We start from the raw sequence: 25,568 nt of genomic DNA, 5'->3' as shown, positions 1-25,568 counted from the left end.
AGCAACAGGTTCCGGCAGCGTGTGACGTCCGAAAAGGCGTGCGACTTTGTCGGAGCGCTACGGCAGAGTGTCAGGGGTGAACGCCGATACCACTCCTGACAAAGCGCCAATCCGTTCCTGGTTGCCAGGCTTCGTCGCCCTCGCCGCGATCTGGGGCTCCAGCTTCCTCTTCATCAAGGTCGGGGTGGCCGAGCTGCACCCGGTCCAGCTCACTCTCTACCGGGTCGTTGCCGGCGCGTTGACCCTGCTCGTCGTCCTCGCCATGCTGCGCGACCGGCTGCCCCGAGAGCCTCGCGTCTGGGCACACCTGAGCGTCGTCGCCGCGTTCGGTGTGGCAGTGCCGTTCACCCTCTTCGGCTACGGCGAGCAGCGGGTCGAGTCGATGCTGGCCGGCATCTGGAACGCCACCACGCCACTGATCGTGCTGCCGTTGGCGGTCCTGGTCTTCCGCACCGAGCGGCTGACCGTGCGCCGTGCGGTCGGGCTCGGGCTGGGCTTCCTCGGTGTGCTGGTGGTGCTTGGGGTCTGGGAGGGCATCGGCGGGGCCCACTTCACCGGCCAGCTGATGTGCTTCGGCGCGGCCGCCTGCTATGGCGTCGCCATCCCGTACCAGAAGCGGTTCGTCGCCGGCAGCGCGCACTCCGGCCTGTCGCTGTCCGCCGCGCAGCTGCTGCTCGCCGCCGGGCAACTGGCCATCGTCACCCCGTTCGTCGCCGGCATGCCGCCGCTGCCCACCGAGCTGTCGGCGGGAGTGGTGGCCAGCGTGTTGACCCTCGGCGCGCTCGGCACCGGGCTCGCTTTCGTGATCAACATGCGCAACATCCGGGTGGCTGGCGCGAGCACCGCCTCCACCGTCACCTACCTGATCCCGATCTTCGCGGTGCTGATCGGAGCCGTGGCGCTCGACGAGCGCCTCAACTGGCACCAACCGGTCGGCGCGTTGATCGTGCTGCTCGGGGTCGCGGTCTCGCAGGGCGTGTTCGGCCGCCGACAGCCCCGGCCGGTGGTCGGGGTCGGTGCGCCCGCAGCACCCGCCGCCGAGCCGGTCCGCCACTGAGGCCCGCCGTGCCCCCGGGGCGGCGGCTGGAAGGGGTCTCTGGAGGCCGGCCACCTCGGGCCGGCCCGTGGAAGGGGTCGGGCGGGGCCTCCAGGTCAGGCGTGGTTGTGGGTCCAGTCCACGAGTTGCTTGGCGGACCAGGTGTTGACCACCCGGTCGGCGGGGACGCCGCAGAGGGCGGCCCGTTCGCAGCCGAACCGTTGCCAGTCGAGCTGGCCGGGCGCGTGGGCGTCGGTGTTGATGGCGAACCGGCAGCCCGCCTCCAGCGCGCGGCGGATCAGCCGCTTCGGTGGATCCTGGCGCTCCGGCCGAGAGTTGATCTCGACGGCGGTGTCGTGCTCGGCGCAGGCGGCGAAGACCGCGTCCGCGTCGAAATCGCTCTCCGCCCGGGTCCGGGCCCGGTGACCCCGGTCGCCCGGGCCGGTCACTCCGGCCGGGCGGGACGACACCATCCGACCGGTGACATGGCCGAGGATGTCCAGGTGCGGGTTGGCGACCGCGGTCAGCATGCGACGGGTCATCTTCGACCGCTCGTCCTTGAGGTTGCTGTGCACCGACCCGACCACCACGTCCAGCCGGGCCAGCAGCTCGTCGTCCTGGTCGAGTGAGCCGTCCGCGAGGATGTCCACCTCGATCCCGGTGAGGATCCGGAAACCCTCGGGCAGCGCCGCGTTGACCTGCGCGACGTGGTCGAGTTGCCGGCGCAGCCGGGCCGCGGTCAGGCCCCGGGCCACCGTCAGTCGTGGCGAGTGGTCGGTCAGCACCAGGTACTCGTGGCCCAGCTCCACAGCGGCCAGCGCCATCTCCTCGATCGGCGAGCCGCCGTCGGACCAGTCCGAATGGGTGTGGCAGTCGCCCCGCAAAGCGGCGCGTAGCGCCGTCGCCTCGGCATCCAGGTCGCTGCCCTCGGTCGCCACCAACCGCCGCAGGTAGACCGGCTCCTCACCGGAAAGCGACTCCGCCACACAGCGGGCCGTGACGTCACCAACCCCGGCCAGCTCGGTGAGCGTGCCGTTGCCGGCCCGGTCGGCCACCTCGGTCGCAGGCAGGCCGGCCAGCGCCTTCGCCGCCGACCGGAACGCCCGGACCCGATAGGTGGCCTCGTTCGCACGCTCCAACAGGAACGCGATCCGGCGCAGGTCGGCGATGGGGTCCCGGGCCTTCATCCCACCGAACCTAGTCGGTGCCGCGCCGGTCAGGGAGCCTTCGGACAGCCGTGTTTGCGCTGCCACGCGGTGACCTCGGTGGCCGGTTCCCGATTGCCGCCGCGTCGCCAGGAATCCAGGTAGCGGGCCGGCCAGAGCACCCCGCGCCGAATCCACCAACCGTCCTTGCCCGCACACGGCGGCGAGATGCCGAAGTGCACGTGGCACACGTTGTTGGCGTTGCCGGTGCGCCCCACCTTGCCGAGCTGCTGCCCGGCGCGGACCCGCACCCCGGCGTCGACCCCGCCGGACACGGCACTCAGGTGCGAGCCGTAGTAGCGCACCCCGTCGTCGCCGAGCAGGGAGACCGACAGGCCGCCGTTCTCCGGGCCCTGCGGCCCCCGCTTCGAGTACCGGTCGACCCGACTCACCTCCAGCACCGTCCCGTCGGTCACCGCGACGAACGGTTCACCACAGTCGGCGAAGAGATCCGTGGCCGGATACGCCCCGTGCGTCGGGTGGTAGTCGACGTTGTCGGCGCGTACCGGGAAGACATGCCGCAGCCCGGTGCGCGGTGCCGCCGCCGACGGCGCGGCCGACGACGGTGTCGAGGCCGGGGTCGGGGTGGCAGCCGACGGCGACGGTGCCGCCGGCTGCTCGGCGGTCGCCCAGACCCCTGGCGGCGTGGGCGCGGCGCCGTCGGCCGGCACCCCCGGCCGGGTCGTCGCGCAGCCGGCGGCCAGCACCGGGACGAGCAGCAGCAGGATCGGGTACGCCGGACGCGCGCGGCGGCCGATCGTCGGCGACGGCATCCGGTCATCCTGGCAGAGCCGGTACCGTGGGCACGAGCGACGCGCGTGAGGGAGGGCAGCGACGGTGACCATCGCCCGACCAGAACCTGGCTCGGATCCCGGTGCCTTCGTCCGCCCGGTGGCGCGTACCCCCTCGGGTCTTTTCCCCGCCGGCCCGCCGGCCCGGCCCACCTACCGCGAGCCGCACCCGGTCACCGGCGGTGGTGTCGCCGCTGGCGGCGGCGCGGCGGCCGGTTGGTTCCTGTTGTTCGGGCTGCTCGGCACCGATGTGGCCAGTTACGCGTGGTGGACGGTGGTGGCCGGTCTGCTGGCGTGGCTGACCGCCCTGGTGCTGGTCCGCTATGGCGACCGAGGGGTCGCCACCGGGGTCGCCATCGTCACGGCGGGAGGCTGGAGCATCGCCGCCGCCGTGCTGGCGGTCCGCTGGGGAACCAGCGGTGACTGGCCGTTGTGGTGACCGCCGACTGCGTCACCGACTACTCCCGTGACAGTGCCGAAACGGCTCCGAAACGAGTGTCCATGACTGCGCCGTGTGCCCGGTTGGCTGCGTAGCGAACGCCGTCTTGACGTGGCCGCCGAGACTCGGCACGCTCGGCACTATGGCCTGGACCACCCCGCGACAGGACCCGGATCGCACCCGCCGCCGCCTTCAGTTGTTGGCCGAGTTGGCGGGCGCCCGCGCGGTCCGTCAGCGCAGCCGACCGCAGCGGCAGCGCACCGAGCGTCTGCGCCAGCTCATCGCCACCCGCCGTCGGGTCGTCGGCTGATCCGACTTTGTCAGGAATGACCGGCGCTTCGGGGCGTTGACCGGTCGCCTGCCGACCCGACCGGCTAACGTGCACGCGTAACGGGTCGGCGTTGTGCCGAGGGGCTATTGGGGGGACCGTGTCGTACTTCGCTGCGGCCGTGGTGCGCGACGACAGTGGCTGGACCGCCGCCGAGGTCAGCCTGCGCGGCGCCACCGACATCGACGAGGTCGCTGACCGACTGCGTGACGTCGACCTGGAGGCCGACGTGTCGCTGCTGTTCGTCGAGGCCGATGACGCCTATCTGGTGGTCCTGCGTCTCGACGAGGGCGACGACCTGCGGGTGTTCGGTTCGGACTCCGCGTTCGCCGAGGAGTCCCCTCTTGGTTCGCTGCTGGTCGGTGACCTGAAGACCTCGGTCACCGGGCTCGACGGCGACGAGGAGCCGCGCCCGGTGACGAGTGGTGACGAGGAGAGCGAGCAGCCCGTCGTCGACCCGGAGGCCGACCCGGTGGGCGATGCCGACCTGCTGGCCAACCTGGGCATCTCCGCGCAGAAGCTGCTGACCCTGTGTACGCACGAGGGCATGATGCCGGCGGACGTCACCGCCGAGATCTGCGAGGTGCTCGGCTGCGTCGACGAGGTCGAGGAGCTGCGTGAGGTCTGAGCCGGCCGACGCCACCGATCCGTCGCTGGAGTCGATCCGGCCCGGGCAGCCGACCCCCGGTGCGGTGGGCCGGGCCGGCCCGGGCGCCCACGAGGGCCTGGCCGACCTGGGCGAAGTCGGCCGGCGGCAGCGGCACGAGCTGTGGATGCGCCGCGCCCTGGAGGTCGCCGTCACGGGCGTTGCCGACGCTGCCACCGGTGCCACGGATGTGGACGACGTGCCGGTGGGCGCGGTGCTCTACGGGCCGGACGGGACCGAGTTGGCCATCGGGCGCAACGAGCGGGAGCTGACCGGCGACCCCACCGCCCATGCCGAGGTGCTGGCCCTGCGCCGAGGTGCCGAGCAGGTCGGCCGGTGGCGGCTGGACGGCTGCACCCTGGTGGTCACCCTCGAACCGTGCACCATGTGCGCTGGTGCGCTGGTGCTGGCCCGGGTCTCCACCGTCGTCTTCGGCGCGTGGGAGCCCAAGACCGGCGCAGCTGGATCGCTCTGGGACGTGTTGCGTGACCGCCGGCTCAACCACCGCCCCGAGGTCTACGGCGGGGTGCTGGAGGCCGAGACCGCCGCCGTGCTGCGCGCGTTCTTCCGCTGAGGCCGGGCCGCTCGCCTCTCGCCGACGTGGGCGCTGGCCGCCGTGTGACCTGGGTGGCTGGATCGGGCTCGCGTGGCGTGGCGCGGGTTGACGTGGCGGGATCGGGCCGGCCTGATGCTGAAGAGCGTGATGACTGTGTGGCATAAATATGCCTCACAGTCATCACGCTCTCCGCGGTGACGCCGCCCGGACGGGTCAGGCGATGATCGTGTCGAGGGCGATCTCGACCATCTGGCTGAAGGTCTGCTCCCGCTCCTCGGAGGTGGTCTTCTCGCCGGTCTTGATGTGGTCGCTGACGGTCAGCACGGTCAGCGCGCGGGCCTTGAAGCGGGCGGCGATCGTGTAGAGCGCCGCCGACTCCATCTCCACCGCCAGCACGCCGTAGTCGGCGAGCGTGTCGTAGAGGTCCGGCCGGTCGGTGTAGAAGGCGTCCGCCGCCAGGATCGGCCCGACGTGCATCGTGATGCCGCGCCGCTCAGCCACCTCGACCGACGTACGCAGCAGCCCGAAGTCGGCCACCGGGGCGTAGTCGATCAGCCCGTCGAAGCGCATCCGGTTCATGTTGGAGTCGGTGGAGGACCCGATGGCCGCCACCACGTCCCGCAGTTGCAGGTCGGTGCTGAGGGCACCACAGGAGCCGACGCGGATCAGCGTCTTCACGCCGTACTCGTTGATCAGCTCGTGTGCGTAGATGGAGGCCGACGGCATGCCCATGCCGGAGCCCTGGACGGAAACCTCGACGCCGTTCCAGCGGCCGGTGAAACCCAGCATGCCCCGGACCGTCGAGTAGCAGGTGGCGCCCTCGAGGTAGGTCTCCGCGATCCACTTGGCCCGCAGGGGGTCGCCCGGCATCAGGACCCGCTCGGCGATCTCGCCCGGCTTCGCGCCGATGTGCGTACTCATGGCAAAGATCCTGCCAGGCCGGCACGGGCGATACCGGTTCGGCGTCGGAACCAGCGGTCCTGTACCCTCGTCGGCGGTGGCGTGTCCGAGCGGCCTAAGGAGCACGCCTCGAAAGCGTGTGAGGGTTAACGCCCTCCGAGGGTTCAAATCCCTCCGCCACCGCTCTGTAGTGCAGAAACGCCCGGTCGATCCGCGAGGATCGACCGGGCGTTCCGCGTTCGGTCTCAGAGCTGCTGCTCGCCGCCATCGACGAACAGCTCGCCGCCGGTCATGAAGCTGCTCTGGTCGGAGGCGAGGAAGAGCGCCGCGTTGGCGATCTCGTCCGGGTGGGCCATCCGGCGCATGGGCACGCCCGAGGCGATGGACTGGAGCAGGCCGGGGGCCTCCTCGGGGCTGGGCGCGAGACCCGCGAGCCCGGGGGTCTCGGTCGAGCCGGGGACCAGGGTGTTGACCCGAATGTTCCGGCCAACCAACTCGGCGGCCCAGGTGCGGCCGAACGAGCGGATGGCGGCCTTGGATGCGGCGTAGACACTGAACGCCGGGGTGCCGTTGCTGGCGGCCGTCGAGCCGGTCAGCACGATCGAGGCACCTTCGTTGAGCAGGGGCAGGGCCTTCTGCACGGTGAAGACCGTGCCGTAGATGTTGGTGTCGAAGGTGCTGGCGATGTGTTCGACCGTGATCGAGTCGAGCGGGAGGAACTCGCCGCCGCCGGCGTTGGCGAACACCACGTCCAGCCCGGCGCCCCGGGCCTCGATCGCCCGCATCACCCGGTCCAGGTCGTCGAGGTTGCCGACGTCACTGGCGATACCGGTGGCGTTGGTGCCGATGCTGGCCACGGCCTCGTCCAGCGGGCCCTTGCGCCGGCCGGTGACGAAGACGTACGCGCCTTCGGCGGCGAAGCGGCGGGCGGCGGCCAGGCCGATGCCCGTGGTACCCCCGGTGACGAGGGCGGTCTTGCCGTCGAGCTGTCCCACGATGGATCTCCTTTGGCTATTTCTGTACCGAACGGTACGGATCCGACCGTAGCAACCGGCGGCAGCGTTCGCAAATTTCTGTACCGATCGGTTGGGCTGCGGGTAAGATGGGCCGAGGGAGGTGGTGGCCGTGCCACAGCGAGGGCGACCACGGGGTTTCGACGCCGACGAGGCGCTGGAGCGCGCAGTGGAGGTGTTCTGGCGTCAGGGGTACGAGGGCGCGTCGGTGAGCGACCTCACCGCCGCGATGGGCATCAACAAACCCAGCCTCTACGCCGCCTACGGGGGCAAGGAGGAGTTGTTCCGCAAGGCCGTGGCCCGCTACGCCGAAAAGGACATGGCGTACGCCCGGAGCGCGTTCGCCCAACCCACCGCGTACGAGGTGGTCGCCACCCTGCTGCGGGAGAACGTGCTCGCCGTGACCCGGCCCGACCGTCCGGCCGGGTGCCTGTCGATCCAGGGCGGCACCGCCTGCTCCAGCGAGAACGCACCCGTCGCCGGGTTCCTCGCCGCCAGCCGCCTGGCCGGCGAAGGGGCTCTCGCCGACCGGTTCGCCCGCGCTGTCGCCGAAGGCGACCTACCCGCTCACGCCGACCCGGTCGCGCTCGCCCGCTTCGTCATGATCGTCAGCGAGGGGCAGGCGGTGCATGCCGCCGCCGGTGTCAGCCGGGAGGACCTGCGACAGGCCGCGGAGATCGCGCTCGCCGGTTTCGCCGCGGCGTCCGGGGCGCGGCTGCCCGAACAGGCCACCGGGACGGTCTGAGCGCTCAGCGAGCCGCGAACAGCCCGCCGGGTGTTCCCGACACTGAAGCATCGACCCGACGTGCCGGGCGGGTCGATCCACATCGGATCAGCCCGCCCGTCAGCGCCACGTCGGTGCGGTTCGCCTCAGCAGGGGCCGACGCCCTCGTCGAAGAGGCGGCGGGCCCAGTCGGCGTACCCCGCGATGGTTTTTCGGACCGTGCGCCCGTCGTGCAGGAACAGGTACGCGCGGTCGCCGCTGCGGGCGAGCAACCCGTCGAGGCGGTGCGTCCCCTGTGGAGCATCGAGTCTGGTCACCAACTGGTAGCGGGCCCAGACCTGGTCGACGGGCGAGCCCACCGTTATGCCCTCCGGTGTCCGCATCGGGTCGCCGACCCAGAGCAGCACCAGTCTGTCGTCCATGAAGACCGGGCTGACCGTGTCGTGGCCGACGAGCATCGGCCCGCAGGCGTCCAGGCTGGTACGCAGGATGCCGCGCTGGGTCAGCTCATCCTCGGTGTCACCGAACTCGATGTTGCGCAGGCCGTTCAGGTCGATGATCTCCACGCTGCCGGCGGGCCGGCCGTGCGGGATCGACCCGGTTGGCGGTACGCCGCTGCCAGCGATCGAGGCAGCCGTCATCAGCATGGCTATAAAAGCAAATTGTCGCAATTTCATGGAATCCCCCAGTCCCCAACGGAACGAGGGCGTTCAGGTTGCTGGCGTTCGCCGGATTACTGATTTTCCCACTGCTCGACCAGTTCGTCCCAGTAGTCGGCGCTGAGTCGACGCCGCCCGTGCGCCAGCCAACCCTCGGTGTTGCGCTCCAGGTGCAACCCCAGTTCGGCGAACGGGTCGATCCACTCGCCGGGCTCGACACCGAGCCGGGTCAGCGCCGCGTTGATCGGCCACTGCTCGCGCGGCGCGTCCAACACGTCGTCGAAGCCTGGACCCCACGACAGCCTCCCGCCCAGCCACACCGCCGCCGACTGGTAGCCGGTGCCACCAAAGAACTCCGCCTCCAGGTATGCCACCGGCCCCGCCTCTGACCAGCGGGTCAGCAACTCGGTCAGCGTCGGCGACAGCACCAGGCCGAACGGGTGCTCGGCGGTCCGGTCGTCCGTCGCGAAATCCGGCAGCGACCCGGTCAGCTCCACCACCAACTGCGGTGTGACCGGCAACAACCCGAAATCCTGGCGCAGCTCGCCGAGGACCGCGTGATCCAGCTCGGCGGTCTGCTCGCGGAGCAGCTCGGCGTCCGCGACCACCGCGCTGAGCTGGTAAGCCATCGAACCCTCCGCCGTCCACAGCCTGTGGATAGAACATGTGTACGACGGTTCCGGTCGGGCCGACGTCGATTCCCGGACCGTACCCGCCCAGCGGCGACAGACTCCCTGCCGGGACCCGTTGTACGGTCCTGGTCATGGCTGACCAACTGACCGTCCCCGGTATGCCGTCTCCGCTCGTGTCCTCACCCGAGGGGCTCTGGCGGGTGGACGAGACGACCGGCGCCGTGACTGTGTCGGCGCAGCCGCGCACGGACATCTTCATCGACCCGAGCGGAGTCGGCGTCGACGGGTACGAGAACGCCGTGCCCGTCCTCAACGCGGCGACGCTGCTCGGTGACCTGCCGCCGGAGGGCGACTTCCAGTTCAGCGCCCGGGTCAGCGTTGCCTTCGCCGCCACCTTCGACGCCGGGGTGCTGCTGCTCTGGCGTGACGAGCGGTGCTGGGGCAAGTTGTGCTTCGAGTTCTCACCCGAGGGTAAGCCCATGATCGTTTCCGTCATCTGCCGTGGTGTCGCCGACGACGCGAACGCCTTCGTCGTGGCCGACCGGTCGGTGTGGCTGCGCGTCTCGCGAATCGGCCGGGTCTACGCGTACCACGCCTCGGGCGACGGCACGACCTGGCAGTTGATCCGCGTTTTCAGCTTCGACGGCGAGACGACCCGCGACCGGATCGGCTTCGCCGGCCAGTCGCCGACCGGCGACGGGTGCAATGTGACGTTCGACGAGATCAACTTTCGGTCGGAACGCCTCGCCGATCTCCGCGACGGCTCCTGACACAAGCCCTGTCCACAGCCTGTGGATAGAACATGTGTACGACGGATTGAGGCCCTGGTCAGAGCCGCATGGCAAGCCGGCTGATGAACGCGCGCCAGGTCGCCGGCGCGAAGGTGAGCGCCGGGCCGGTCGGGTCCTTGGAATCCCGTACGCCGACGACGCCGGGCAGGTTGTCGGCGACCTCGACACAGTTGCCGCCGTTGCCGCTGCTGCGGCTGCTCTTACGCCACCGTGCGCCGTTCAGCTCCATGTCTGCGCCACTTCCCTCATCAGGTCGACCGACTGCCAGTGGGACAGCGCCTCCCCGCGCACGTTCTCCCATGCCGCCATCATGGCCGCGATGTCCTCGGGGTCGCTAGCGACTTGTCCCTGGAGTTGGTTGTCCAGGTAACCGGCGACCCGGTGGTCGTGGCTGTGTGCGATCACGAACGGCCCGTTCAACCCGGCGTAGGCGCCGACCGTGCTGGGCACGACGTGCACCCGGATGTGTGGCTCGGCGCACGCCGCGACGACGGCCAACAGTTGCTCGCGCATTGTCGATCCGCCGCCCACCGGGCGACGGATGACCGCCTCGTCGACGACCGCCGTGAACTGCGGCGGGTCATCCCGCCTGAGGACGCCCTGTCGACCGAGCCGGACCGTGAGAAGCCGCTCGATGTCACCCCGGGGGATCAGGCCCGCGCCGCTCAGCACCGCCCTGGCGTACGCCTCGGTCTGCAACAGCCCCGGCAGGACGGTCGACTCGTACGAGCGCAGTGACACCGCCTCGCGCTCGATCTCCTGCCACGGACGAAACCAGATGGGGTCACGACGTCTTGAAGTGTCCGGCCAGATGTCCGACACGTCCTTGTGGAGGGCCTCCGCTGCCGCCAGGCGGTGCCGGGGGTGCGGGATGCGCCCCTCGGTCAACCAGCGCCCCACGGTCTTCGGGTCGACGCCCACGGTCTCGGCGAGGGATTCGGTGGTGTGCCCGGTGTCGCTGAGCGCCACCCGAAGCGCATCGTTCACGGCCCCTCCATCGGATGTCTCGAATATCTGAGGACCATATCGCTACGCGGTGTACCTGTCCGGTGACGCGCCAGAGGGTGGTCCGCAGAAGACGGCGTGACCGGTGGAGGCGCAGGAGCCCGGCGGTCGGCGTCAGTCCGGGGGTCGCCCCGACGGGGCGACCCCCGTCCACCGCGAAGGAGGTTCGCCTGTGCCCCGCCGCCGCTACCGGAACCATCTGCCGACCCGACCCACCTGGCGCTGTGCCGCGTGCGGCATCGCCTGGCCCTGCTCGGCGGCAAAGCTGCGGCTGCTCGGCGAATACCGGCACGACCGGCTGGCGTTGACCGTCTACCTGGCGACGCTCCAAGCCGAGGCCAGCGCGCAGCTCAGCGAGGTTGACCCAGGTCGGCTGACCGACCGCTTCCTCTCCTGGGCGCGCGCCCGCGCCTGAAGGGGGTCGGGGCACCGGGTCGGGCGTGGTTCCCGGCGAGGGGCCTGCAGAACGATTCAGGGCCGGTCCCCGTGGGGGCCGGCCCTGTCGTTGGTGCTGCTCAAGAGAGCGGAGGATACGAGATTCGAACTCGTGAGGGTGTAAACCCAACACGCTTTCCAAGCGTGCGCCCTAGGCCTCTAGGCGAATCCTCCGCGAGCCAGGATACAGGCCTCCGTCGGCCGGGCCACCCCACCACCCCCTGAAGATCGACGGGCGGTCGGGTAGGCTGGGCGGCACCTCCCGTGCGGCGGTATCTCGTGAACCTCCCCAGGGCCGGAAGGCAGCAAGGATAAGCGAGCTCTGCCGGGTGCACGGGAGGCCTTTTTGTCTGTGGGCCGGTTGATCCACTCGACTTCCGTGATGTCGGGGTGTCCCGGCCACGTGGACACCGCGGTTTCCAGGAAGCCGAGTCGATCAAGCGCGGCGCAGCGTCGATCAAGCGCCGCGCGGGGCCGGTCAGGCGCGACGCGGGGCCGATCAAGCCCTGGCGGGCCCGGTCGATCAAGCACGGCAACCCAGGCGCCGGGGTGGTGGGTGGTCACCCGCGCCCGACCGGCGCAGAATGGCTCGGTCGAGAGGAGGCGGGACGAGTGACGCTGGCGCTCTACCGCAAGTACCGGCCGCGTACCTTCGCTGAGGTCATCGGTCAGGAGCACGTGACCGAGCCGCTGTCGCAGGCGCTGCGCAGCGGACGGCTCAACCACGCCTACCTCTTCTCCGGGCCGCGCGGCTGCGGCAAGACCTCCAGCGCCCGGATTCTGGCCCGCTCGCTCAACTGTGAGCAGGGCCCCACCCCGGAGCCGTGCGGCAAGTGTGAGTCCTGCCGCTCGCTGGCCACCGACGGTGCCGGTTCGATCGACGTGATCGAGATCGACGCGGCCAGCCACGGTGGTGTCGACGACGCCCGCGAGCTGCGTGAGCGCGCCTTCTTCGCGCCGGCCAGCAGCCGCTTCAAGATCTACGTCATCGACGAGGCGCACATGGTCTCGACCCAGGGCTTCAACGCCCTGCTCAAGCTGGTCGAGGAGCCCCCGGAGTACGTCAAGTTCATCTTCGCCACCACCGAACCGGAGAAGGTCCTCGGCACGATCCGGTCGCGGACCCACCACTACCCGTTCCGGCTGATCCCGCCGAAGGTGCTCCGCCCGTACCTGGAGCAGCTCACCCAGGCGGAGGGCGTCGCCGTCGAGCCGGCGGTCTTCCCGCTGGTGGTCCGCGCCGGTGGAGGCAGCGCCCGGGACAGCCTCTCGGTGCTCGACCAGCTCATGGCCGGGGCCGGCCCGGAGGGTGTCACCTACGCGCGGGCCGCCGCGCTGCTCGGGGTCACCGATGCCGCGTTGATCGACGAGATGTGCGACGCGCTGGCCGCCGGGGACGGCGCCGCCGCGTACGCCACCGTCGACCGGGTCGCCGAGGCCGGGCACGACCCGCGCCGGTTCGCCGCCGACCTGCTGGAACGGCTACGCGACCTCATCGTGATCCAGCAGGTGCCGGACGCCGCCGCGAAGGGCCTGATCGACGGCCCGGCCGACCAGATCGAGCGGATGGCCGCCCAGGCTTCCCAGCTTGGCCCGGCCACGCTCTCCCGCTGCGCCGACATCGTGCACGACGGCCTGGTGGAGATGCGTGGCACCACCGCGCCCCGCCTGCTGCTGGAGCTGATCTGCGCCCGGATGCTGCTGCCCGGCGTGGACGACTCCGCCGGTGGTCTCCTCCAGCGGCTTGAGCGGATGGAACGTCGGCTCACCCTGAGCGGCACCGACGCGCCGCCGGCCGCCGCCGGCTTCGCGCCAGCAGCCCACCCAGGGGTACGCCCACAGCAGGCCCCACCGGTCCCGGCTGCCGCAGGCCCCGCACCCACCAACGCCCCGACCTCCGCACCGCCGTGGGAGGTCGACAGTGCGGCGTCCCCGGCCCGGAACGCCGTCGACCTGAGCGCTGCGGTGTCGAGTGCTCCGGCCTCGGCCGGCCGGGTCCCGACCGCTCCGGCGTCGAACGCACCGGCTTCGGGCGTCCCGACCTCGGGCGCGCCAGTGTCGGGCGTGCCGGCCTCGGCCGCGGACTCGCCCATCCCGGCGTCACCCGGTGCCACCGTCGGGTCGGCACCCGCTGATCAGGGCGCACCAGTCTCGCCCGCCGGGCCGGGCGCCGGCTCACCCTCCCAGCGTCGCGTGGTGCCGCCGTCGGCGGTGCTCCCCGACCCGGCCACGCCCGTGCCACCCCGGCCGGGTGCGCCGGCTGCCGCGTTGGACGCGGTCGCGGTCCGCCGCGTCTGGCCCGACGTGGTCGGCAAGGTCAACCGGACCAACAAGCGGATCGCGGCCCTGATGCGCGACGCGGTCGTACGCGAACTCGACGGCGACATGCTGGTGCTGACGGTGAAGTCGACAGTGCTGGCCAAGATGATGGCCGACCACGCGGCTGTGCTGACCGACGCGCTCTACGAGGAGTTGGGCGGGCGCTGGCAGATCCGCTGCGAGGTGGCCGGTGAGCGCGGTGGCGTGTCGCTGTCCGGCTCGCAGCGCTCACAACAGGCCGCTCCGGCCCGACCCGCCGCCAGCCCGACGAGCGCGCCGCCGGCCGCACCGACTGCTGCCAACCCGACGGCCGCACCGATCGCTACCAGCCCGACGAGTGCACCACCGGTCGCACCGACTGCTACCAGCCCGACGAGTGCGCCGCCGGCCGCACCGACTGCTACCAGCGCGGCGAGCGTGCCGCCCGTCGCACCGACCTCGACCGGTGCCGCTGGGCCGACTCATGCGCCGTCCAGCGCAGCGAATGCGACCGGCACCACCGGCCCGGGTGCGCGCGGCGCTGTCGGCGTGAACGGAAGCGGCTCCGGTGCGGGTCAGCAGGGCGCAGCACCGCGTACCGCTGCGGATGATCACGGTGCAGGTCGGCAGGGCGGAGCCCAGCCCGCTGCCGCGGACGGCGCGGGTGGGCCTCGCGCAGCGCAGCCCGGCGCGGCCGATGACGAGGACGACTGGCCGGAGGCGGCGCGCCCCGGCGGCGGTGCCTCCGCCGCGGCGGCGACCGATGACGAGGACTGGCCGGAGGCCGCCCGCCCCGGCGGCGCGTCGGCCGACGGATCAGGTGCCGACGCCGCGTCGGGCGGCTCCGGCTCGGCCCCCGCATCGGCCAGCGCGAACGGCGGCACCGCGAACGGCGGCACCGCGAACGGCAGTGGACCAGGTGTTGCGGGTGGCCCTGGCGCATCGGCCGGTGGCGGTAAGCCGGGCGGACGGGACAACCCGACACCGGCGGCCCGGCAGCCGGCGACAGCCGGGAACGCACCGGTGAGCAGCGCCATCGCCGCGGCTCGCGCGGCGGCGGCGGGGCGCGGTGCGCGTACCCCAGCGGCAGCCCGGCCCGTCGCGGACGCCGAATGGGCGGGCGAGCCTCCCTACGACCCGGACTTCGACGGCCCGACGCGCGGTGGTCGGCCGGGTGGGGCGGCGCCGGCGACCCCGGTCTACGAGGGGTTCGACCCGGGCGACGAGCCGTTGGACGAGGTCATCGACGAGAAGACCGCCCGGGAGTCCAGCGAGGAGCAGGCGGTACGGCTGCTCCGGGAGACCTTCGGAGCGGAAAAGATCAACGAGGTCGACGCCCGGTAGGGGACTGCGTCGCGGCGATCGGTGGCAGCTCAGCAGTGCCGTGTGCGGCGTGTCAAGTTGCTCAGCTGCCAACGATCAAGGAACTAGTGGACCTTGCTTGGGTTTGAGCGAGGCAGGCTGGCAGGTCTTTCGGCTAGCAGGACGCCGAGGCAGCAGGCCCAGAGGGGGAAGGGCAGCACTGCGACCCGTTCCATGCCGCCCACCCCGATCCCGACGCCCTGTTGGGCGAAGAACAACACCGTTCCGACCAGGGCGACGAGCCCTGCGGTGAGGGTGAGCGGTCGCCACCGGCCGAGCGTCGTGGTGCCCGGCGCGAAGCCGGCGAGGAGCAGGCCGACGTTGCCCAGACCCATGATCAGGAATGCGCCGAGGACGTGCAGGTTCTCGTCGACGTCGGCCGGGTAGAGGGCCGCCAGGGCGTACCCGCCGGTGGCCACCAGCAGGAGCGTCTGGGCCGAGCGCACCACGCCGCCGCGACCGAGCAGTCGCCAGGTCAGCAGGAGCCCGGCGGCGAGCAGCACTCCGGTGGTCAGCATCGCGGCGTTCATCAGCGGGTGCCAGGGCGAGCAGACGTAGCGGGGCCTGGTGGTGTCCCAGATGCCGCAGTGGGCGTTGCCGAGGTCGCTGATGTTGTGCAGGGCCCAGCTGTAGGTCGGTTCGCGCCACCGCAGGCCGGTGACCAGGCTGGCGACGAGGAAGATCGGTGCTGCCGCAGCCCAGCACAGCGCGCCGACCCGGCCGGTGGGGTTGAGATTCATGCCACGAGCACACCAGTGCGACGGCTCTGTGCGCACTACCGGCAGATGCCCGGTTCGGGGTAGTGGTAGCCGTACCCATTGCGGGTGGACGGCCCCGGCGTGGGCGGACGCCTCCGGGCGGGGCGGGGTCGGTCCCAGCGGATAGGCTGGGCGGCGGCCGAGCAGACGAGTGCGAGAAGGAGCCTTCCGTGCGCCCAGGTGGACAGCCGAACATGCAGCAGATGCTGAAGCAGGCGCAGAAGATGCAGCAGCAGATCGCCGCCGCCCAGGCTGAGCTGGCCGAGGCCGAGCTGACCGGCACCGCCGGCGGTGGGCTGGTCACCGCGACCGTCTCCGGCTCCGGTGAGCTCAAGGCCATCAAGATCGACCCGAAGGCCGTCGACCCGGATGACGTGGAGACGCTGGAGGACCTGGTCGTCGCGGCCGTGCACAACGCCGCCGAGGCGGCCCGGGAGCTGACCGAGCGCAAGATGGGCCCGGTCGCCGGTGGCATGGGCGGCCTCGGCCTGCCCGGTTTCTGAGGCGGCAGATGTACGAAGGTGCCATCCAGGACCTGATCGACGAGCTGGGTCGGCTGCCGGGCGTGGGCCCGAAGAGCGCTCAGCGGATCGCGTTCCACGTCCTGTCGGCGGACCCTGCCGACGTCAACCGGCTGGCCGGCGCGCTGCGCAAGGTCAAGGAGCTGGTGCGGTTCTGCACGACCTGCTACAACGTGGCCGAGTCCGAACAGTGCCGGATCTGCCGCGACCCACGCCGCACCGACGAGGTGCTGTGTGTGGTGGAGGAGCCCAAGGACGTGGTGGCCGTCGAGCGGACGGGTGAGTTCCGCGGTCGCTATCACGTGCTGGGCGGCGCGATCAATCCGCTGGAGGGGATCGGCCCGGACAATCTGCGCATCCGGGAGCTGCTGATCCGGCTGGGTGGTGGCGGGGTGCGGGAGTTGATCCTGGCCACGGACCCGAACACCGAGGGCGAGGCGACCGCCACCTACCTGGCCCTGATGGTGAAGCCGATGGGCATCGCGGTGAGCCGACTGGCCAGTGGGCTGCCGGTCGGCGGCGACCTGGAGTACGCCGACGAGATCACCCTGGGTCGGGCCTTCGAGGGTCGCCGGGCGGTCTGAAATTCATCCACGGTCGATGGCCGGCGCCCGAACCGGGGCGCCGGCCATCGTCGTGTCGGTGGGCGTCACTGCCCGGAATTGATCTGACACTTGATCCCTCATCGGGGCTGTTCGACGTAACAGTTTGGCATCGCGGATGCAGATTGATCGGTTTTTGGGGCCGTTTACCTTCGAATCGAATGTCAAGCGGCGGTTGAGGCACGATCCGATACCAACCGTCCACCTGGCGGTTTCCGGGTGGACGCAACGGGAGCTATGGTCACCGCCATCGGTGACCCCTGTCACCACGTTGTCCGTACCCCCAAGGACGAGGTGAAGCACACATGCGTGCACCCAGGCCGAAGGTCGCGATCGCGGCCATCGCGGTCGCGGCCCTCGCGGTAGCAGGCTGCGCCGAGAGCAACCGCGACGACGACAAATCCGGCGGTAGCAAGAAGGACACCCTCGTCTTCGGCGTCGCCGGAGACCCGAAGGTGCTCGACCCGAGCTTCGCCAGCGACGGTGAGTCGCTGCGCGTGGCGCGTCAGGTCTTCGAGACCCTGGTCCGACCGGAGGAGGGTGGCACCAAGGTCACCCCCGGCCTGGCCGAGTCCTGGACCCCGGACGCCGCGGGCACCACCTGGACCTTCAAGCTCCGTTCGGGCGTGAAGTTCCACGACGGCACCGACTTCAACGCCGAGGCCGTCTGCGTCAACTTCAACCGCTGGTACAACGCCAAGGGCCTCATGCAGAGCCCGGACGTGACCGCGTACTGGCAGGACGTCATGGGTGGCTTCGCGAAGAACGAGAGCGAAGACCTGCCGGCGAGCCTCTTCAAGTCGTGCGCCGCCAAGGACGCGACCACTGTGGACCTGGCGTTCACCCGGGTCTCCAGCAAGATCCCGGCCGCGCTGATGCTCCCCTCGTTCTCCATCCACAGCCCGAAGGCGCTGCAGGAGTTCGACGCGAGCAACGTCGCGGGCACCGCCGAGGACATCAAGTACCCGGCGTACGCGACGGCGCACCCGACCGGCACCGGCCCGTTCAAGTTCAAGGCCTGGGACGTCGCCAACAAGACGCTGACCCTGGAGCGCAACGAGGACTACTCGGGCGCCAAGGCCAAGCTGAAGACCCTGATCTTCAAGACGATCTCGGACGAGAACGCCCGCAAGCAGGCGCTGCGCTCCGGTGACATCCAGGGCTACGACCTGGTTGGCCCGGCCGACGTCGAGCCGCTGAAGGGCGAGGGCTTCAACATGCTCACCCGCCCGGCGTTCAACGTGCTCTACCTGGCAATCAACCAGAAGGGCAACCCGAAGCTCGCCGACCCGAAGGTCCGGCAGGCCATCGCGTACGCGCTGAACCGTCAGCAGCTGGTCGACTCGAAGCTGCCCCCGGGCGCCAAGGTCGCCGAGAACTTCATGCCCGACACCGTCGAGGGCTGGAGCGGCGACGTTCCGAAGTACAACTACGACCCGGCCAAGGCGAAGGCGCTGCTGGCCGAGGCGGGCGCGTCGAACCTGACGCTGAAGTTCCACTACCCGACCGAGGTCACCCGGCCGTACATGCCGAACCCGAAGGACATCTTCGAGTTGCTGTCGGCGGACCTGAAGGCGGTTGGCATCACCGTCGAGGCGATCCCGCTCAAGTGGAGCCCGGACTACCTCAACGCCACCACCTCGGGCAGCAAGCACGACATCCACTTCCTGGGCTGGACCGGTGACTACGGCGACGCCTACAACTTCATCGGCACCTTCTTCGACCGGCCGAAGGACGAGTGGGGCTTCAACAACAAGGCCCTGTTCGACCAGTTCAAGGACGCGGACACCACCGCGGACATCGCGGCCCGGACCGAGAAGTACAAGGCCCTGAACAAGTCCGTGATGGAGTTCCTGCCCGGTGTGCCGATCTCGCACTCGCCGCCGGCGATCGTGTTCGGCAAGGACGTGACCGGCGTCAAGGCGAGCCCGCTCACCGACGAGCGCTTCGCAACCGCCGAGTTCAAGTAAGTCCTGATCTGACGCAAGGAACGCGGGCGGGCGCTGTCGCACAGCGCCCGCCCGCAACCCTCCGCACCCCTTCGAGGCCGCCGTGTTCCGGTTCATCGTCAGGCGCCTGCTTCAGCTGATACCCACGCTGTTCGGGCTCTCCCTTCTGCTCTTCATCTGGCTCCGCCGGCTCCCCGGCGGCCCCGAGACCGCCATCCTCGGCGAGCGCGGCACGCCCGAGATGCGTGCCGCCATCCGCCGCAACATGGGGCTCGACGAGCCCATCCTGGTGCAGTACGGCCGGTTCGTCCGGCGGATGATCAAGCTCGACCTGGGCACCTCGACCTCCACCAAGCGGGCGGTCACCACGGAGTTCATCGAGCGCTTCCCCGGCACCGTCGAGCTGACCATCACCGCGATGATCATCGCGATCGGCATCGGCATCCCGCTGGGCTACCTGGCCGCCCGTCGTCGCGGCCGTTTCCTGGACCACGCGTCCGTGGGCGGTTCGCTGATCGGCATCTGCATCCCGGTGTTCTTCCTGGGCTACGTGCTCAAGGCGATCTTCTCGGAGAACCTGCACTGGTTCCCGTCCAGCGGCCGGCAGGACCCGACGCTGGAGGCGACCCGGGTCACCAACTTCTTCGTCCTCGATGGCCTGATGACCCGCGAGTGGGACGCCGCCGCCGACGCGCTCTGGCATCTGGTGCTGCCCGCCATCGCGCTGGCCAGCATCCCGCTGGCGATCATCGTCCGGATCACCCGGGCGAGCGTGCTGGAGGTGCTCAACGAGGACTTCGTGCGCACCGCCGAGGCGAAGGGCCTGACTGAGCAGACGGTCCGTCGCCGGCACGTGCTGCGCAACGCGATGCTGCCGGTGGCCACCTCGATCGGTCTGCTCGCGGGCGGCCTGCTCTCCGGCGCCGTGCTGACCGAGACCGTCTTCGCCTTCAGTGGCATCGGAGCATTCGTCGCCGAGGCCATCGGCCAGCGCGACTATCCGGTGCTGATGGGCTTCATTCTGATCATCGCGGTGGTGTACGTGCTGGTGAACCTCCTGGTGGACCTCTCCTACAGCTTCATCGACCCGAGGGTGAGGGTGCGATGACACTCAGCCCGGGCAAGAAGCGCGAGAAGATCGACCGGCTCTCCGAACTGGCCGCCCGTGACGACGAGCGTGGCGTCAGCCTCTGGCAGGAGGCGTTCCGCCGGCTGCGCGGCAACCCGGCCGCGATCGTCGGCGCCGTCATCCTGGCGCTGTTCGTGCTGGTCGCGGTCATCGGACCGTTCCTCGTGCCGTACGCGGCGACGGACACCATCGGCATCCGGGAAGGGCTGATCAAGCCCGGTGTCATTCCCGGCCCGAACGGCGACCACTGGTTCGGCTACGACCACCAGGGCCGTGACGAGTTCAGCCGGATGATCGTGGGTGCCCGCCAGACCCTGCTCGTCGGTGTGGTCTCCACCCTGATCGGTCTGGCGATCGGCGCGGTCATCGGTGGCGTCTCCGGTGCCGCAGCCGGTCTCGGTGGCCGGTGGGGGCGTTGGATCGACACGACCCTGATGCGGTTCATCGACATGCTGCTGGCGATGCCGAGTCTGCTGCTCGCGGTGAGCATCGCCGCCCTGCTCGGGGCCAGCCTGACCACTGTGATGATCGCGGTCGGCGTGGTCTCGGTGCCGGTGTTCGCCCGGCTGCTGCGCGGCTCGATGATCTCCCAGGCCAACAGCGACTACGTGCTGGCGGCCACCTCGCTCGGTGTCAAGAAGTCGAAGATCGCGCTGACCCACGTGGTGCCGAACTCGCTCGCCCCGGTGATCGTGCAGGCCACGCTGACCCTGGCCACCGCGATCATCGAGGCTGCGGCGCTCTCGTTCCTCGGCCTCGGCAACCCGGACACGGCCGTACCGGAGTGGGGTGTCATGCTCGCCGACGCGCAGCAGTACCTCGGTATCCGGCCGTCGCTGGCGATCTACCCGGCCGTCGCGATCATCATCACCGCGCTCGGCTTCACCCTGCTCGGTGAGGCGATGCGTGAGGCCCTCGACCCGAAGCTGCGGAAGTAGGCCCCCATGTGTGAAGCGCGAGGAGTGAGCTTGCGAGCCCCGCAGTCGCGAACGGAAGGCCGGTAATGGCACTGCTCGAAGTTGACGATCTGTCCGTCACGTTCGCCCGGCGCGGCCAGCGGGCCGTGCACGCGGTCGACGGGGTGTCCTTCTCGGTCGACGCCGGTGAGGTGGTCGGCCTGGTCGGCGAGTCCGGCTGCGGCAAGAGCGTCACCTCGCTCGCGATCATGGGTCTGCTGCCGAAGCAACCCGGCCTCCGGGTCGGCGGCAAGGCCGTCTTCGACGGCACGGACCTGCTCCAGCTCGACGACCGGTCACGGCGGGACATCCGTGGCCGGGACATCGCGATGATCTTCCAGGACCCGCTCTCCTCGCTGAACCCGGTGATCCCGATCGGGTTGCAGGTGACCGAGGTGCTGACCCGGCACCGGGGGATGAAGGGTGCGGCCGCCGCCAAGGAGGCGGCGGAGCTGCTGGACCGGGTCGGCATCCCGGACCCGAAGCGGCGGCTGAAGGAATACCCGCACCAGCTCTCCGGTGGCATGCGCCAGCGTGCGCTCATCGCGATGGCGGTGGCCTGCCAGCCTCGGCTGCTCATCGCCGACGAGCCGACCACCGCTCTGGACGTCACCATCCAGGCCCAGATCCTGGAGCTGCTCAAGGAACTGGTCCGGGACTCCGGCACCGCGCTGCTGATGATCACGCACGATCTCGGTGTGGTGGCCGGCATGGTCGACACCGTCAACGTGCTCTACGGCGGCAGGGTGGTGGAGACGGCCCGCCGTCGTCCACTGTTCCGCCAGCCGCGGCACCCGTACACAGTGGGTCTGCTCGGCTCGGTGCCGCGCCTGGACGCCGGGCGGGGCGAGAAGCTCAACCCGATCCCCGGTTCGGTCCGCGACCTGCTGCCCTGGCCGGACGGCTGTGCCTTCGCCCCGCGCTGCTCCCGACGGATCGACGAGTGCGTGGGCGAGCCGCCGGAGCTGGTGCAGGCGTACGACGGACGTAGCTACCGGTGCGTGAACCCGGAGCCGGTGCCCGGCACGGTGCCCGCCCCGCGCGAGGAGGAATCAGCGTGAGCGAGAACGAGATCCTCGTCGAGGTCCGTGACCTGAAGGTGCACTTCCCGATCAAGCGGGGTGTGCTCTTCGACCGGGTGGTCGGCCACGTGAAGGCCGTCGACGGGGTCGACCTGAGCATCGCGCGTGGAAAGACGTACGGCCTGGTCGGCGAGTCCGGCTGCGGTAAGTCCACGCTCGGTCGGGCGCTGCTCCAGCTGACCCCGCCGACCGCGGGCGAGGTGAGCTTCGACGGCGTCGAGCTGACCACGCTGGCGTCCGGCAAGCTGCGCAGCATGCGTCGCCGGATGCAGATGATCTTCCAGGACCCGATGTCCAGCCTCGACCCGCGGCAGAACGTCGAGTCGATCCTGACCGAGGGCCTCCAGACCCACGGGATCGGCGCCGACCGCACCGACCGCCGGCGGATCATCGGGGAGACCCTGGACGCGGTGGGGCTGCCCCGCTGGGCGTTGTCCCGCTATCCGCACGAGTTCTCCGGCGGGCAGCGGCAGCGCATCGGCATCGCCCGGGCGCTGGTGCTCGGGCCGGAGCTGATCGTGGCCGACGAGCCGGTCTCGGCACTCGACGTGTCGATCCAGGCCCAGGTCGTCAACCTGCTCGACGAACTTCAGGACAGCCTGGGGCTGACCTACCTGGTGATCGCGCACGACCTCGCGGTGGTCCGGCACATCTCCGACACCGTCGGCGTCATGTACCTGGGCGCGCTGGTCGAGGAGGCGCCGAGCGACCGTCTCTACAACGAGCCGCTGCACCCGTACACCCGGGCGTTGATGTCCGCGGTGCCGGTGCCGGACCCGGACGTGGAGGACCGTCGTGAGCGGATCCTGCTCGCCGGTGACCTGCCGTCGCCGGCCAACCCGCCGTCCGGCTGCCGTTTCCACACGCGCTGCCCGTGGGCGCAGCCCACCCGCTGCGCGGACGAGCGGCCCGTGCTGCGGGACATCGGTGTCAGCCGGGTGGCCTGCCACTGGGCCGAGCAGATCGCCAGCGGCGAGCTGCGCCCGCACGGGGTCAGCGCGCAGATCGTCCGCCCCGAGGGCGAGGGGGACGCGGCGGCCGTGGTCTCCGCGCCCACCGAGCCCGGCTCGTACGTCTGAGACTGGACGCGGTGCCGGCGACGTCGGAGCTGCTCAGCCCTCCGGGCGGTTGAGCAGTCCCACCGCGACGCCGTGCACCGCGTCCAGCCCCGCCGGGTCGGCCAACGCCACCGACGCGCCGGTGACCACATACCACTCGTCGGCATCCTTGTACTGCACCCGCAGGGTGACCTTGCCGTCCGCGTACTCGGTGCGCAGGGTCAGGTCGCCGGTGACGACGCCGACCTCGTCGGTCATCACCCCGCCTGGGCCGGGCACGATGTCGGTGGTGCGGCTCTGCGGGCCAGAGGCCCCGCCCGCATCCGCGACCATGCCGGCACCCGGCACCGCGGCGGGCGCCTCGGCGGTGCCGTCCGCGGTCATGCCGGCGGCGGCCGAGCCGGTGCCAGCGCTCTCCTCGGCGGCGGTCACGATTCACTCCCCACTGTGCAGCCCTCCAACATGTCGGTCAGGGCAGCCTTCTCGGCGGTGGTCACCGTCAGCCGCCAGTAGTGCTTGACCGTCACCCAGCTCTCAGCGTACTTGCACCAGTACTCGCGGTTCGCCGGCTTCCACTGCGACGGGTCCTGGTCACCCTTTGACCGGTTCGAGGACGCCGAAACCGCAATGAGCTGCGGGCGTGTCGTGTCATTGGCGAAATCGCCGCGCTTCTGGTCGTCCCACTCGTCGGCACCCGAGCGCCACGCGTTGGCCAACGGCACCATGTGGTCGATGTCCACATCGGCGGGATCGGCGGCGCTGCGACCGTCGTACACGCTCTCCCAGCGACCACCGACCACGTTGCAGCCGGAGAGCTTCACGTCCTTGCCGTCGCGCTGGAGGATGCTGTCCCGCACGTCGCAGTTCTTGCCGGTGTCCCGCCAGTGCGGGAAGTGGTCCCGGCTGTAGCCCTTCATCGAGCCTGCGGTGGCGACGGTGAGCTGGCCGAGCTGCTGCACGGCATTGCCGCCGCCGCTCGACGGCGGAGTGTCCGGCTCGTCCTGCGGGACGCAACCGGCCACGCCGAGCGTCAGCGTCGCGGCGAGCGCGATCACCGCCGCTCGCGGTCCTGATGTGGTACGCACAGACGACACCTCTCCAGCTTGCGGTCTCCCGGCGATTGCGCACAGTACCCGGGGATGGTTTTGGCATTTCGTGGCGTCTCCCACATCAGGCAGGGCAGATTGGTGGGATGACCGCACCCGTACCGGCGCCTGCCCTCCGAATGGGCACCGCCGCCGGCCGTGGGACGCTGCTCGCCGCCGTACTCGCCTCAGGCATGGTCTTCCTCGACAGCACTGTCGTCAACGTGGCGCTGCCGAAACTCGGGCAGGATCTCGGCGCGAACGTGGCCGATCTCCAGTGGACCATCAACGGCTACCTGCTGATGCTGGCGGCTTTCGTGCTGCTCGGCGGCGCACTCGGGGACCGCTTCGGCCGGCGACGCATCTTCCTCATCGGCGTGGTCTGGTTCACCGCCGCGTCCGTGCTGTGCGGGCTGGCCCAGGGCACCGGTTGGCTGATCGCGGCCCGTTTCCTCCAGGGAGCCGGCGGGGCGTTGCTCACACCCGGGTCGCTGTCGGTGCTCCAGGCCAGCTTCCACCCGGACGACCGGGGCCGGGCGATCGGCGCCTGGGCCGGGCTGTCCGGGGTGTCCACAGCGCTCGGCCCGTTCATCGGTGGCTGGCTGATCGACGCGCTCTCCTGGCGCTGGATCTTCTTCCTCAACCTGCCGATCGCCGTGCTGGTGGTGCTGGCCGCGATGCACTGGGTGCCGGAGAGCCGGGACGAGAGCGCCTCCCGGACCGAAGGCCCGGGGCGGACCCCACGGCGGTTCGACGTCGCCGGAGCCCTGCTCGGAGCACTCGCGCTCGCCGGTGTCACGTACGCCCTGATCGACGCACCGGCGCGCGGCTTCGACTCCGCGCCGGTGTTGGTCGCGGCAGTGGTCGGAGTGCTGTCGGCGGTGTCCTTCGTCCTGTTGGAACGGCGGCGCGGCGACGCCGCGATGTTGCCCACCGGGCTGTTCAGCAGCCGGCTCTTCTCGGTGCTGAACATCTTCACAGTGGTCGTCTACGCGGCGCTCGGCGGCTTCACCTTCTTCTTCGCCGTCTACCTGCAGAACGTGGTCGAGTGGTCGGCCTTCCGCACCGGCATCGCGCTGCTGCCGATGACCCTGCTGCTGTTGGTCGGGTCGGCCCGAGCCGGAGCGTTGTCGGCCCGGATCGGCCCCCGGCTGCCGTTGGCCATCGGACCGGTGGTGGCCGCGATCGGTCTGTTGCTGCTGCGCGGCGTGGGACCGGGCGCGTCGTACTGGACCGACGTGCTGCCCGGGGTGCTGCTCTTCGGCATCGGGCTGACCCTGGTCGTGGCACCACTGACCGCGTCGGTGCTGGCCGCCGTGCAGGACCGGTTCTCCGGCGTCGCCAGCGGCTTCAACAACGCGGCGTCCCGGGCCGGCGGTCTGCTCGCGGTGGCGGCGCTGCCGCTGCTGGTCGGCCTGTCCGGCGGCGGGTACGAGCAGAAGGCCGAGCTGACCGACGCGTTCCGGGGCGCGATGGAGTGGTGCGCCGGCCTGCTCGTGGCCGGGGCGGTGCTGGCCCTCGTGCTGGTCCACCGACCGCCCCGGGCAGCCCCGCCGTCGCAGCCCTGCCACTCGATGCCCGCCGCGACACCCCCGAAGTAGCTGCTCC

At 70.7% G+C, this 25,568-nt stretch carries 27 protein-coding genes, 2 tRNA genes, 1 other RNA gene and 1 pseudogene; 19 read left to right on the top strand and 12 right to left on the bottom strand.

The annotated features are described in order from the left end of the window. Positions 1–76: 76 nt before the first annotated feature. Positions 77–1,270 (top strand): annotated as a pseudogene (locus tag CLT68_RS05415) (DMT family transporter); the annotation flags it as partial. Here CLT68_RS05415 and CLT68_RS05410 read toward each other — a convergent pair. Both CLT68_RS05410 and CLT68_RS05405 read right to left on the bottom strand, forming a co-directional pair. Continuing rightward, positions 1,153–2,223 carry a PHP domain-containing protein gene (locus tag CLT68_RS05410; RefSeq protein WP_099849245.1) on the bottom strand — a complete coding sequence of 357 codons (1,071 nt, stop codon included), beginning with the start codon at positions 2,221–2,223 and terminating at the stop codon, positions 1,153–1,155. The pseudogene CLT68_RS05415 and the gene CLT68_RS05410 sit on opposite strands and share 118 nt — an antisense overlap. A 29-nt stretch (positions 2,224–2,252) precedes the next feature. Then, positions 2,253–3,014, bottom strand: a complete 762-nt coding sequence (locus CLT68_RS05405) for a M23 family metallopeptidase (RefSeq protein WP_099849243.1) — start codon at positions 3,012–3,014, stop codon at positions 2,253–2,255. 64 nt (positions 3,015–3,078) lie between these two features. Between CLT68_RS05405 and CLT68_RS05400 the strand changes: the two genes are divergently transcribed. The 4 genes from CLT68_RS05400 to CLT68_RS05390 all read left to right on the top strand — a co-directional run bounded on the left by CLT68_RS05400 (position 3,079) and on the right by CLT68_RS05390 (position 5,019). Then, complete coding sequence (locus tag CLT68_RS05400; protein WP_370453060.1) at positions 3,079–3,471, top strand: hypothetical protein; 393 nt, start codon at positions 3,079–3,081, stop codon at positions 3,469–3,471. A 142-nt stretch (positions 3,472–3,613) separates the two neighbouring features. After that, positions 3,614–3,781, top strand: a complete 168-nt coding sequence (locus CLT68_RS33075; RefSeq protein ID WP_172862128.1) for a hypothetical protein — start codon at positions 3,614–3,616, stop codon at positions 3,779–3,781. A 118-nt stretch (positions 3,782–3,899) separates the two neighbouring features. Continuing rightward, the gene (locus CLT68_RS05395) at positions 3,900–4,427 is read left to right on the top strand and encodes a tRNA adenosine deaminase-associated protein (RefSeq protein WP_099849242.1); all 528 of its coding nucleotides are present in this window, start codon (positions 3,900–3,902) and stop codon (positions 4,425–4,427) included. A gap of 145 nt (positions 4,428–4,572) precedes the next feature. Next, complete coding sequence (locus CLT68_RS05390) at positions 4,573–5,019, top strand: nucleoside deaminase (RefSeq protein WP_172862243.1); 447 nt, start codon at positions 4,573–4,575, stop codon at positions 5,017–5,019. A 195-nt stretch (positions 5,020–5,214) separates the two neighbouring features. Here the strand turns inward: CLT68_RS05390 and deoD are convergent, their stop codons facing one another. Then, a complete protein-coding gene (gene deoD / locus CLT68_RS05385) occupies positions 5,215–5,922 on the bottom strand; it encodes a purine-nucleoside phosphorylase (RefSeq protein WP_074315244.1) in 708 nt (235 codons plus the stop codon). 75 nt (positions 5,923–5,997) lie between these two features. On the opposite strand from deoD, the gene CLT68_RS05380 reads away from it, so the two are divergent. After that, positions 5,998–6,084 (top strand) — tRNA-Ser (locus CLT68_RS05380). Positions 6,085–6,146: 62 nt separating this feature from the next. Here CLT68_RS05380 and CLT68_RS05375 read toward each other — a convergent pair. Next, entirely contained in the window at positions 6,147–6,896 is a 750-nt protein-coding gene (locus tag CLT68_RS05375) for an SDR family oxidoreductase (RefSeq protein ID WP_099849238.1), read from the bottom strand. Positions 6,897–7,026: 130 nt separating this feature from the next. Between CLT68_RS05375 and CLT68_RS05370 the strand changes: the two genes are divergently transcribed. Beyond that, positions 7,027–7,659 carry a TetR/AcrR family transcriptional regulator gene (locus tag CLT68_RS05370; RefSeq protein WP_099856814.1) on the top strand — a complete coding sequence of 211 codons (633 nt, stop codon included), beginning with the start codon at positions 7,027–7,029 and terminating at the stop codon, positions 7,657–7,659. A 125-nt stretch (positions 7,660–7,784) separates the two neighbouring features. Here CLT68_RS05370 and CLT68_RS05365 read toward each other — a convergent pair whose 3' ends face one another. Together CLT68_RS05365 and CLT68_RS05360 are read right to left on the bottom strand one after the other, a co-directional pair. Then, positions 7,785–8,279 carry a hypothetical protein gene (locus CLT68_RS05365; RefSeq protein WP_172862127.1) on the bottom strand — a complete coding sequence of 165 codons (495 nt, stop codon included), beginning with the start codon at positions 8,277–8,279 and terminating at the stop codon, positions 7,785–7,787. Between the two features lie 92 nt (positions 8,280–8,371). Continuing rightward, complete coding sequence (locus tag CLT68_RS05360) at positions 8,372–8,926, bottom strand: hypothetical protein (RefSeq protein WP_099849237.1); 555 nt, start codon at positions 8,924–8,926, stop codon at positions 8,372–8,374. A gap of 134 nt (positions 8,927–9,060) precedes the next feature. Between CLT68_RS05360 and CLT68_RS05355 the strand changes: the two genes are divergently transcribed. Continuing rightward, complete coding sequence (locus CLT68_RS05355) at positions 9,061–9,699, top strand: DUF1349 domain-containing protein (RefSeq protein ID WP_099849235.1); 639 nt, start codon at positions 9,061–9,063, stop codon at positions 9,697–9,699. A gap of 58 nt (positions 9,700–9,757) precedes the next feature. Here CLT68_RS05355 and CLT68_RS05350 read toward each other — a convergent pair whose 3' ends face one another. Both CLT68_RS05350 and CLT68_RS05345 read right to left on the bottom strand, forming a co-directional pair. After that, the gene (locus CLT68_RS05350) at positions 9,758–9,949 is read right to left on the bottom strand and encodes a DUF397 domain-containing protein (protein ID WP_099849233.1); all 192 of its coding nucleotides are present in this window, start codon (positions 9,947–9,949) and stop codon (positions 9,758–9,760) included. Then, positions 9,940–10,707, bottom strand: coding sequence for a helix-turn-helix domain-containing protein (locus tag CLT68_RS05345; protein ID WP_099849232.1), 768 nt, complete (start codon positions 10,705–10,707; stop codon positions 9,940–9,942). Before CLT68_RS05345 ends, CLT68_RS05350 begins: the two co-directional genes overlap by 10 nt. Positions 10,708–10,897: 190 nt before the next feature. On the opposite strand from CLT68_RS05345, the gene CLT68_RS05340 reads away from it, so the two are divergent. Next, positions 10,898–11,140 carry a flavin reductase gene (locus CLT68_RS05340; RefSeq protein WP_099849230.1) on the top strand — a complete coding sequence of 81 codons (243 nt, stop codon included), beginning with the start codon at positions 10,898–10,900 and terminating at the stop codon, positions 11,138–11,140. A gap of 109 nt (positions 11,141–11,249) precedes the next feature. On the opposite strand, the gene CLT68_RS05335 is transcribed toward CLT68_RS05340, so the two are convergent. Further along, positions 11,250–11,334: transfer RNA gene (locus tag CLT68_RS05335), tRNA-Ser, on the bottom strand. 82 nt (positions 11,335–11,416) lie between these two features. Between CLT68_RS05335 and ffs the strand changes: the two genes are divergently transcribed. Both ffs and CLT68_RS05325 read left to right on the top strand, forming a co-directional pair. Next, an RNA gene (gene ffs / locus CLT68_RS05330) (signal recognition particle sRNA small type) lies at positions 11,417–11,506 on the top strand. Between the two features lie 266 nt (positions 11,507–11,772). Further along, positions 11,773–14,802 carry a DNA polymerase III subunit gamma and tau gene (locus CLT68_RS05325; protein ID WP_099856812.1) on the top strand — a complete coding sequence of 1,010 codons (3,030 nt, stop codon included), beginning with the start codon at positions 11,773–11,775 and terminating at the stop codon, positions 14,800–14,802. A gap of 83 nt (positions 14,803–14,885) precedes the next feature. On the opposite strand, the gene CLT68_RS05320 is transcribed toward CLT68_RS05325, so the two are convergent. Continuing rightward, complete coding sequence (locus CLT68_RS05320; RefSeq protein ID WP_099849228.1) at positions 14,886–15,560, bottom strand: DUF998 domain-containing protein; 675 nt, start codon at positions 15,558–15,560, stop codon at positions 14,886–14,888. 212 nt (positions 15,561–15,772) lie between these two features. Between CLT68_RS05320 and CLT68_RS05315 the strand changes: the two genes are divergently transcribed. The 7 genes from CLT68_RS05315 (at position 15,773) to CLT68_RS05285 (ending at position 22,896) form a co-directional block, all read left to right on the top strand. Further along, entirely contained in the window at positions 15,773–16,081 is a 309-nt protein-coding gene (locus tag CLT68_RS05315) for a YbaB/EbfC family nucleoid-associated protein (protein ID WP_007466279.1), read from the top strand. Between the two features lie 8 nt (positions 16,082–16,089). Continuing rightward, positions 16,090–16,683, top strand: a complete 594-nt coding sequence (recR, locus tag CLT68_RS05310; RefSeq protein WP_088950605.1) for a recombination mediator RecR — start codon at positions 16,090–16,092, stop codon at positions 16,681–16,683. A gap of 323 nt (positions 16,684–17,006) precedes the next feature. Further along, positions 17,007–18,671: an ABC transporter substrate-binding protein gene (locus CLT68_RS05305; protein WP_099849227.1), complete on the top strand. Its 1,665-nt coding sequence runs from the start codon at positions 17,007–17,009 to the stop codon at positions 18,669–18,671. Positions 18,672–18,753: 82 nt separating this feature from the next. Then, entirely contained in the window at positions 18,754–19,758 is a 1,005-nt protein-coding gene (locus tag CLT68_RS05300) for an ABC transporter permease (protein WP_088950603.1), read from the top strand. Beyond that, positions 19,755–20,717: an ABC transporter permease gene (locus CLT68_RS05295; protein WP_088950602.1), complete on the top strand. Its 963-nt coding sequence runs from the start codon at positions 19,755–19,757 to the stop codon at positions 20,715–20,717. Before CLT68_RS05300 ends, CLT68_RS05295 begins: the two co-directional genes overlap by 4 nt. Before the next feature lie 65 nt (positions 20,718–20,782). Beyond that, positions 20,783–21,796 (top strand): ABC transporter ATP-binding protein, encoded by a 1,014-nt coding sequence (locus CLT68_RS05290; RefSeq protein WP_088950601.1) that lies wholly within the window; start codon positions 20,783–20,785, stop codon positions 21,794–21,796. Continuing rightward, on the top strand, positions 21,793–22,896 hold the full coding sequence (locus CLT68_RS05285; protein ID WP_099849225.1) for an oligopeptide/dipeptide ABC transporter ATP-binding protein: 1,104 nt from the start codon (positions 21,793–21,795) through the stop codon (positions 22,894–22,896). Before CLT68_RS05290 ends, CLT68_RS05285 begins: the two co-directional genes overlap by 4 nt. 33 nt (positions 22,897–22,929) lie before the next feature. On the opposite strand, the gene CLT68_RS05280 is transcribed toward CLT68_RS05285, so the two are convergent. Both CLT68_RS05280 and CLT68_RS05275 read right to left on the bottom strand, forming a co-directional pair. Further along, positions 22,930–23,307 (bottom strand): hypothetical protein, encoded by a 378-nt coding sequence (locus CLT68_RS05280; RefSeq protein ID WP_486482079.1) that lies wholly within the window; start codon positions 23,305–23,307, stop codon positions 22,930–22,932. Continuing rightward, positions 23,304–23,960 carry an HNH endonuclease family protein gene (locus CLT68_RS05275; protein ID WP_099849221.1) on the bottom strand — a complete coding sequence of 219 codons (657 nt, stop codon included), beginning with the start codon at positions 23,958–23,960 and terminating at the stop codon, positions 23,304–23,306. Before CLT68_RS05275 ends, CLT68_RS05280 begins: the two co-directional genes overlap by 4 nt. A 107-nt stretch (positions 23,961–24,067) precedes the next feature. Here CLT68_RS05275 and CLT68_RS05270 point away from each other — a divergent pair, with 107 nt between their 5' ends. Then, the gene (locus CLT68_RS05270) at positions 24,068–25,561 is read left to right on the top strand and encodes an MFS transporter (RefSeq protein ID WP_099849219.1); all 1,494 of its coding nucleotides are present in this window, start codon (positions 24,068–24,070) and stop codon (positions 25,559–25,561) included. Positions 25,562–25,568: the final 7 nt, after the last annotated feature.

The sequence above is a fragment of the Micromonospora sp. CNZ299 genome (genome assembly GCF_002754415.1).
Note: the sequence above shows the minus strand (reverse complement) of the source record. Positions and strands in the feature narration are given on the sequence as shown.

Excerpts from the sequence above, each read along its gene's own strand:
- CLT68_RS05355 (WP_099849235.1), top strand. The coding sequence starts at position 9,061 with ATGGCTGACCAACTGACCGTCCCCGGTATGCCGTCTCCGCTCGTGTCC.
- CLT68_RS05410 (WP_099849245.1), bottom strand. The coding sequence starts at position 2,223 with ATGAAGGCCCGGGACCCCATCGCCGACCTGCGCCGGATCGCGTTCCTG.
- CLT68_RS05365 (WP_172862127.1), bottom strand. The coding sequence starts at position 8,279 with ATGACGGCTGCCTCGATCGCTGGCAGCGGCGTACCGCCAACCGGGTCG.
- CLT68_RS05270 (WP_099849219.1), top strand. The coding sequence starts at position 24,068 with ATGACCGCACCCGTACCGGCGCCTGCCCTCCGAATGGGCACCGCCGCC.
- CLT68_RS05315 (WP_007466279.1), top strand. The coding sequence starts at position 15,773 with ATGCAGCAGATGCTGAAGCAGGCGCAGAAGATGCAGCAGCAGATCGCC.
- CLT68_RS05405 (WP_099849243.1), bottom strand. The coding sequence starts at position 3,014 with ATGCCGTCGCCGACGATCGGCCGCCGCGCGCGTCCGGCGTACCCGATC.
- CLT68_RS05320 (WP_099849228.1), bottom strand. The coding sequence starts at position 15,560 with ATGAATCTCAACCCCACCGGCCGGGTCGGCGCGCTGTGCTGGGCTGCG.
- CLT68_RS05350 (WP_099849233.1), bottom strand. The coding sequence starts at position 9,949 with ATGGAGCTGAACGGCGCACGGTGGCGTAAGAGCAGCCGCAGCAGCGGC.
- CLT68_RS05305 (WP_099849227.1), top strand. The coding sequence starts at position 17,007 with ATGCGTGCACCCAGGCCGAAGGTCGCGATCGCGGCCATCGCGGTCGCG.
- recR (WP_088950605.1), top strand. The coding sequence starts at position 16,090 with ATGTACGAAGGTGCCATCCAGGACCTGATCGACGAGCTGGGTCGGCTG.
- deoD (WP_074315244.1), bottom strand. The coding sequence starts at position 5,922 with ATGAGTACGCACATCGGCGCGAAGCCGGGCGAGATCGCCGAGCGGGTC.
- CLT68_RS05295 (WP_088950602.1), top strand. The coding sequence starts at position 19,755 with ATGACACTCAGCCCGGGCAAGAAGCGCGAGAAGATCGACCGGCTCTCC.
- CLT68_RS33075 (WP_172862128.1), top strand. The coding sequence starts at position 3,614 with ATGGCCTGGACCACCCCGCGACAGGACCCGGATCGCACCCGCCGCCGC.
- CLT68_RS05360 (WP_099849237.1), bottom strand. The coding sequence starts at position 8,926 with ATGGCTTACCAGCTCAGCGCGGTGGTCGCGGACGCCGAGCTGCTCCGC.
- CLT68_RS05290 (WP_088950601.1), top strand. The coding sequence starts at position 20,783 with ATGGCACTGCTCGAAGTTGACGATCTGTCCGTCACGTTCGCCCGGCGC.
- CLT68_RS05390 (WP_172862243.1), top strand. The coding sequence starts at position 4,573 with ATGCGCCGCGCCCTGGAGGTCGCCGTCACGGGCGTTGCCGACGCTGCC.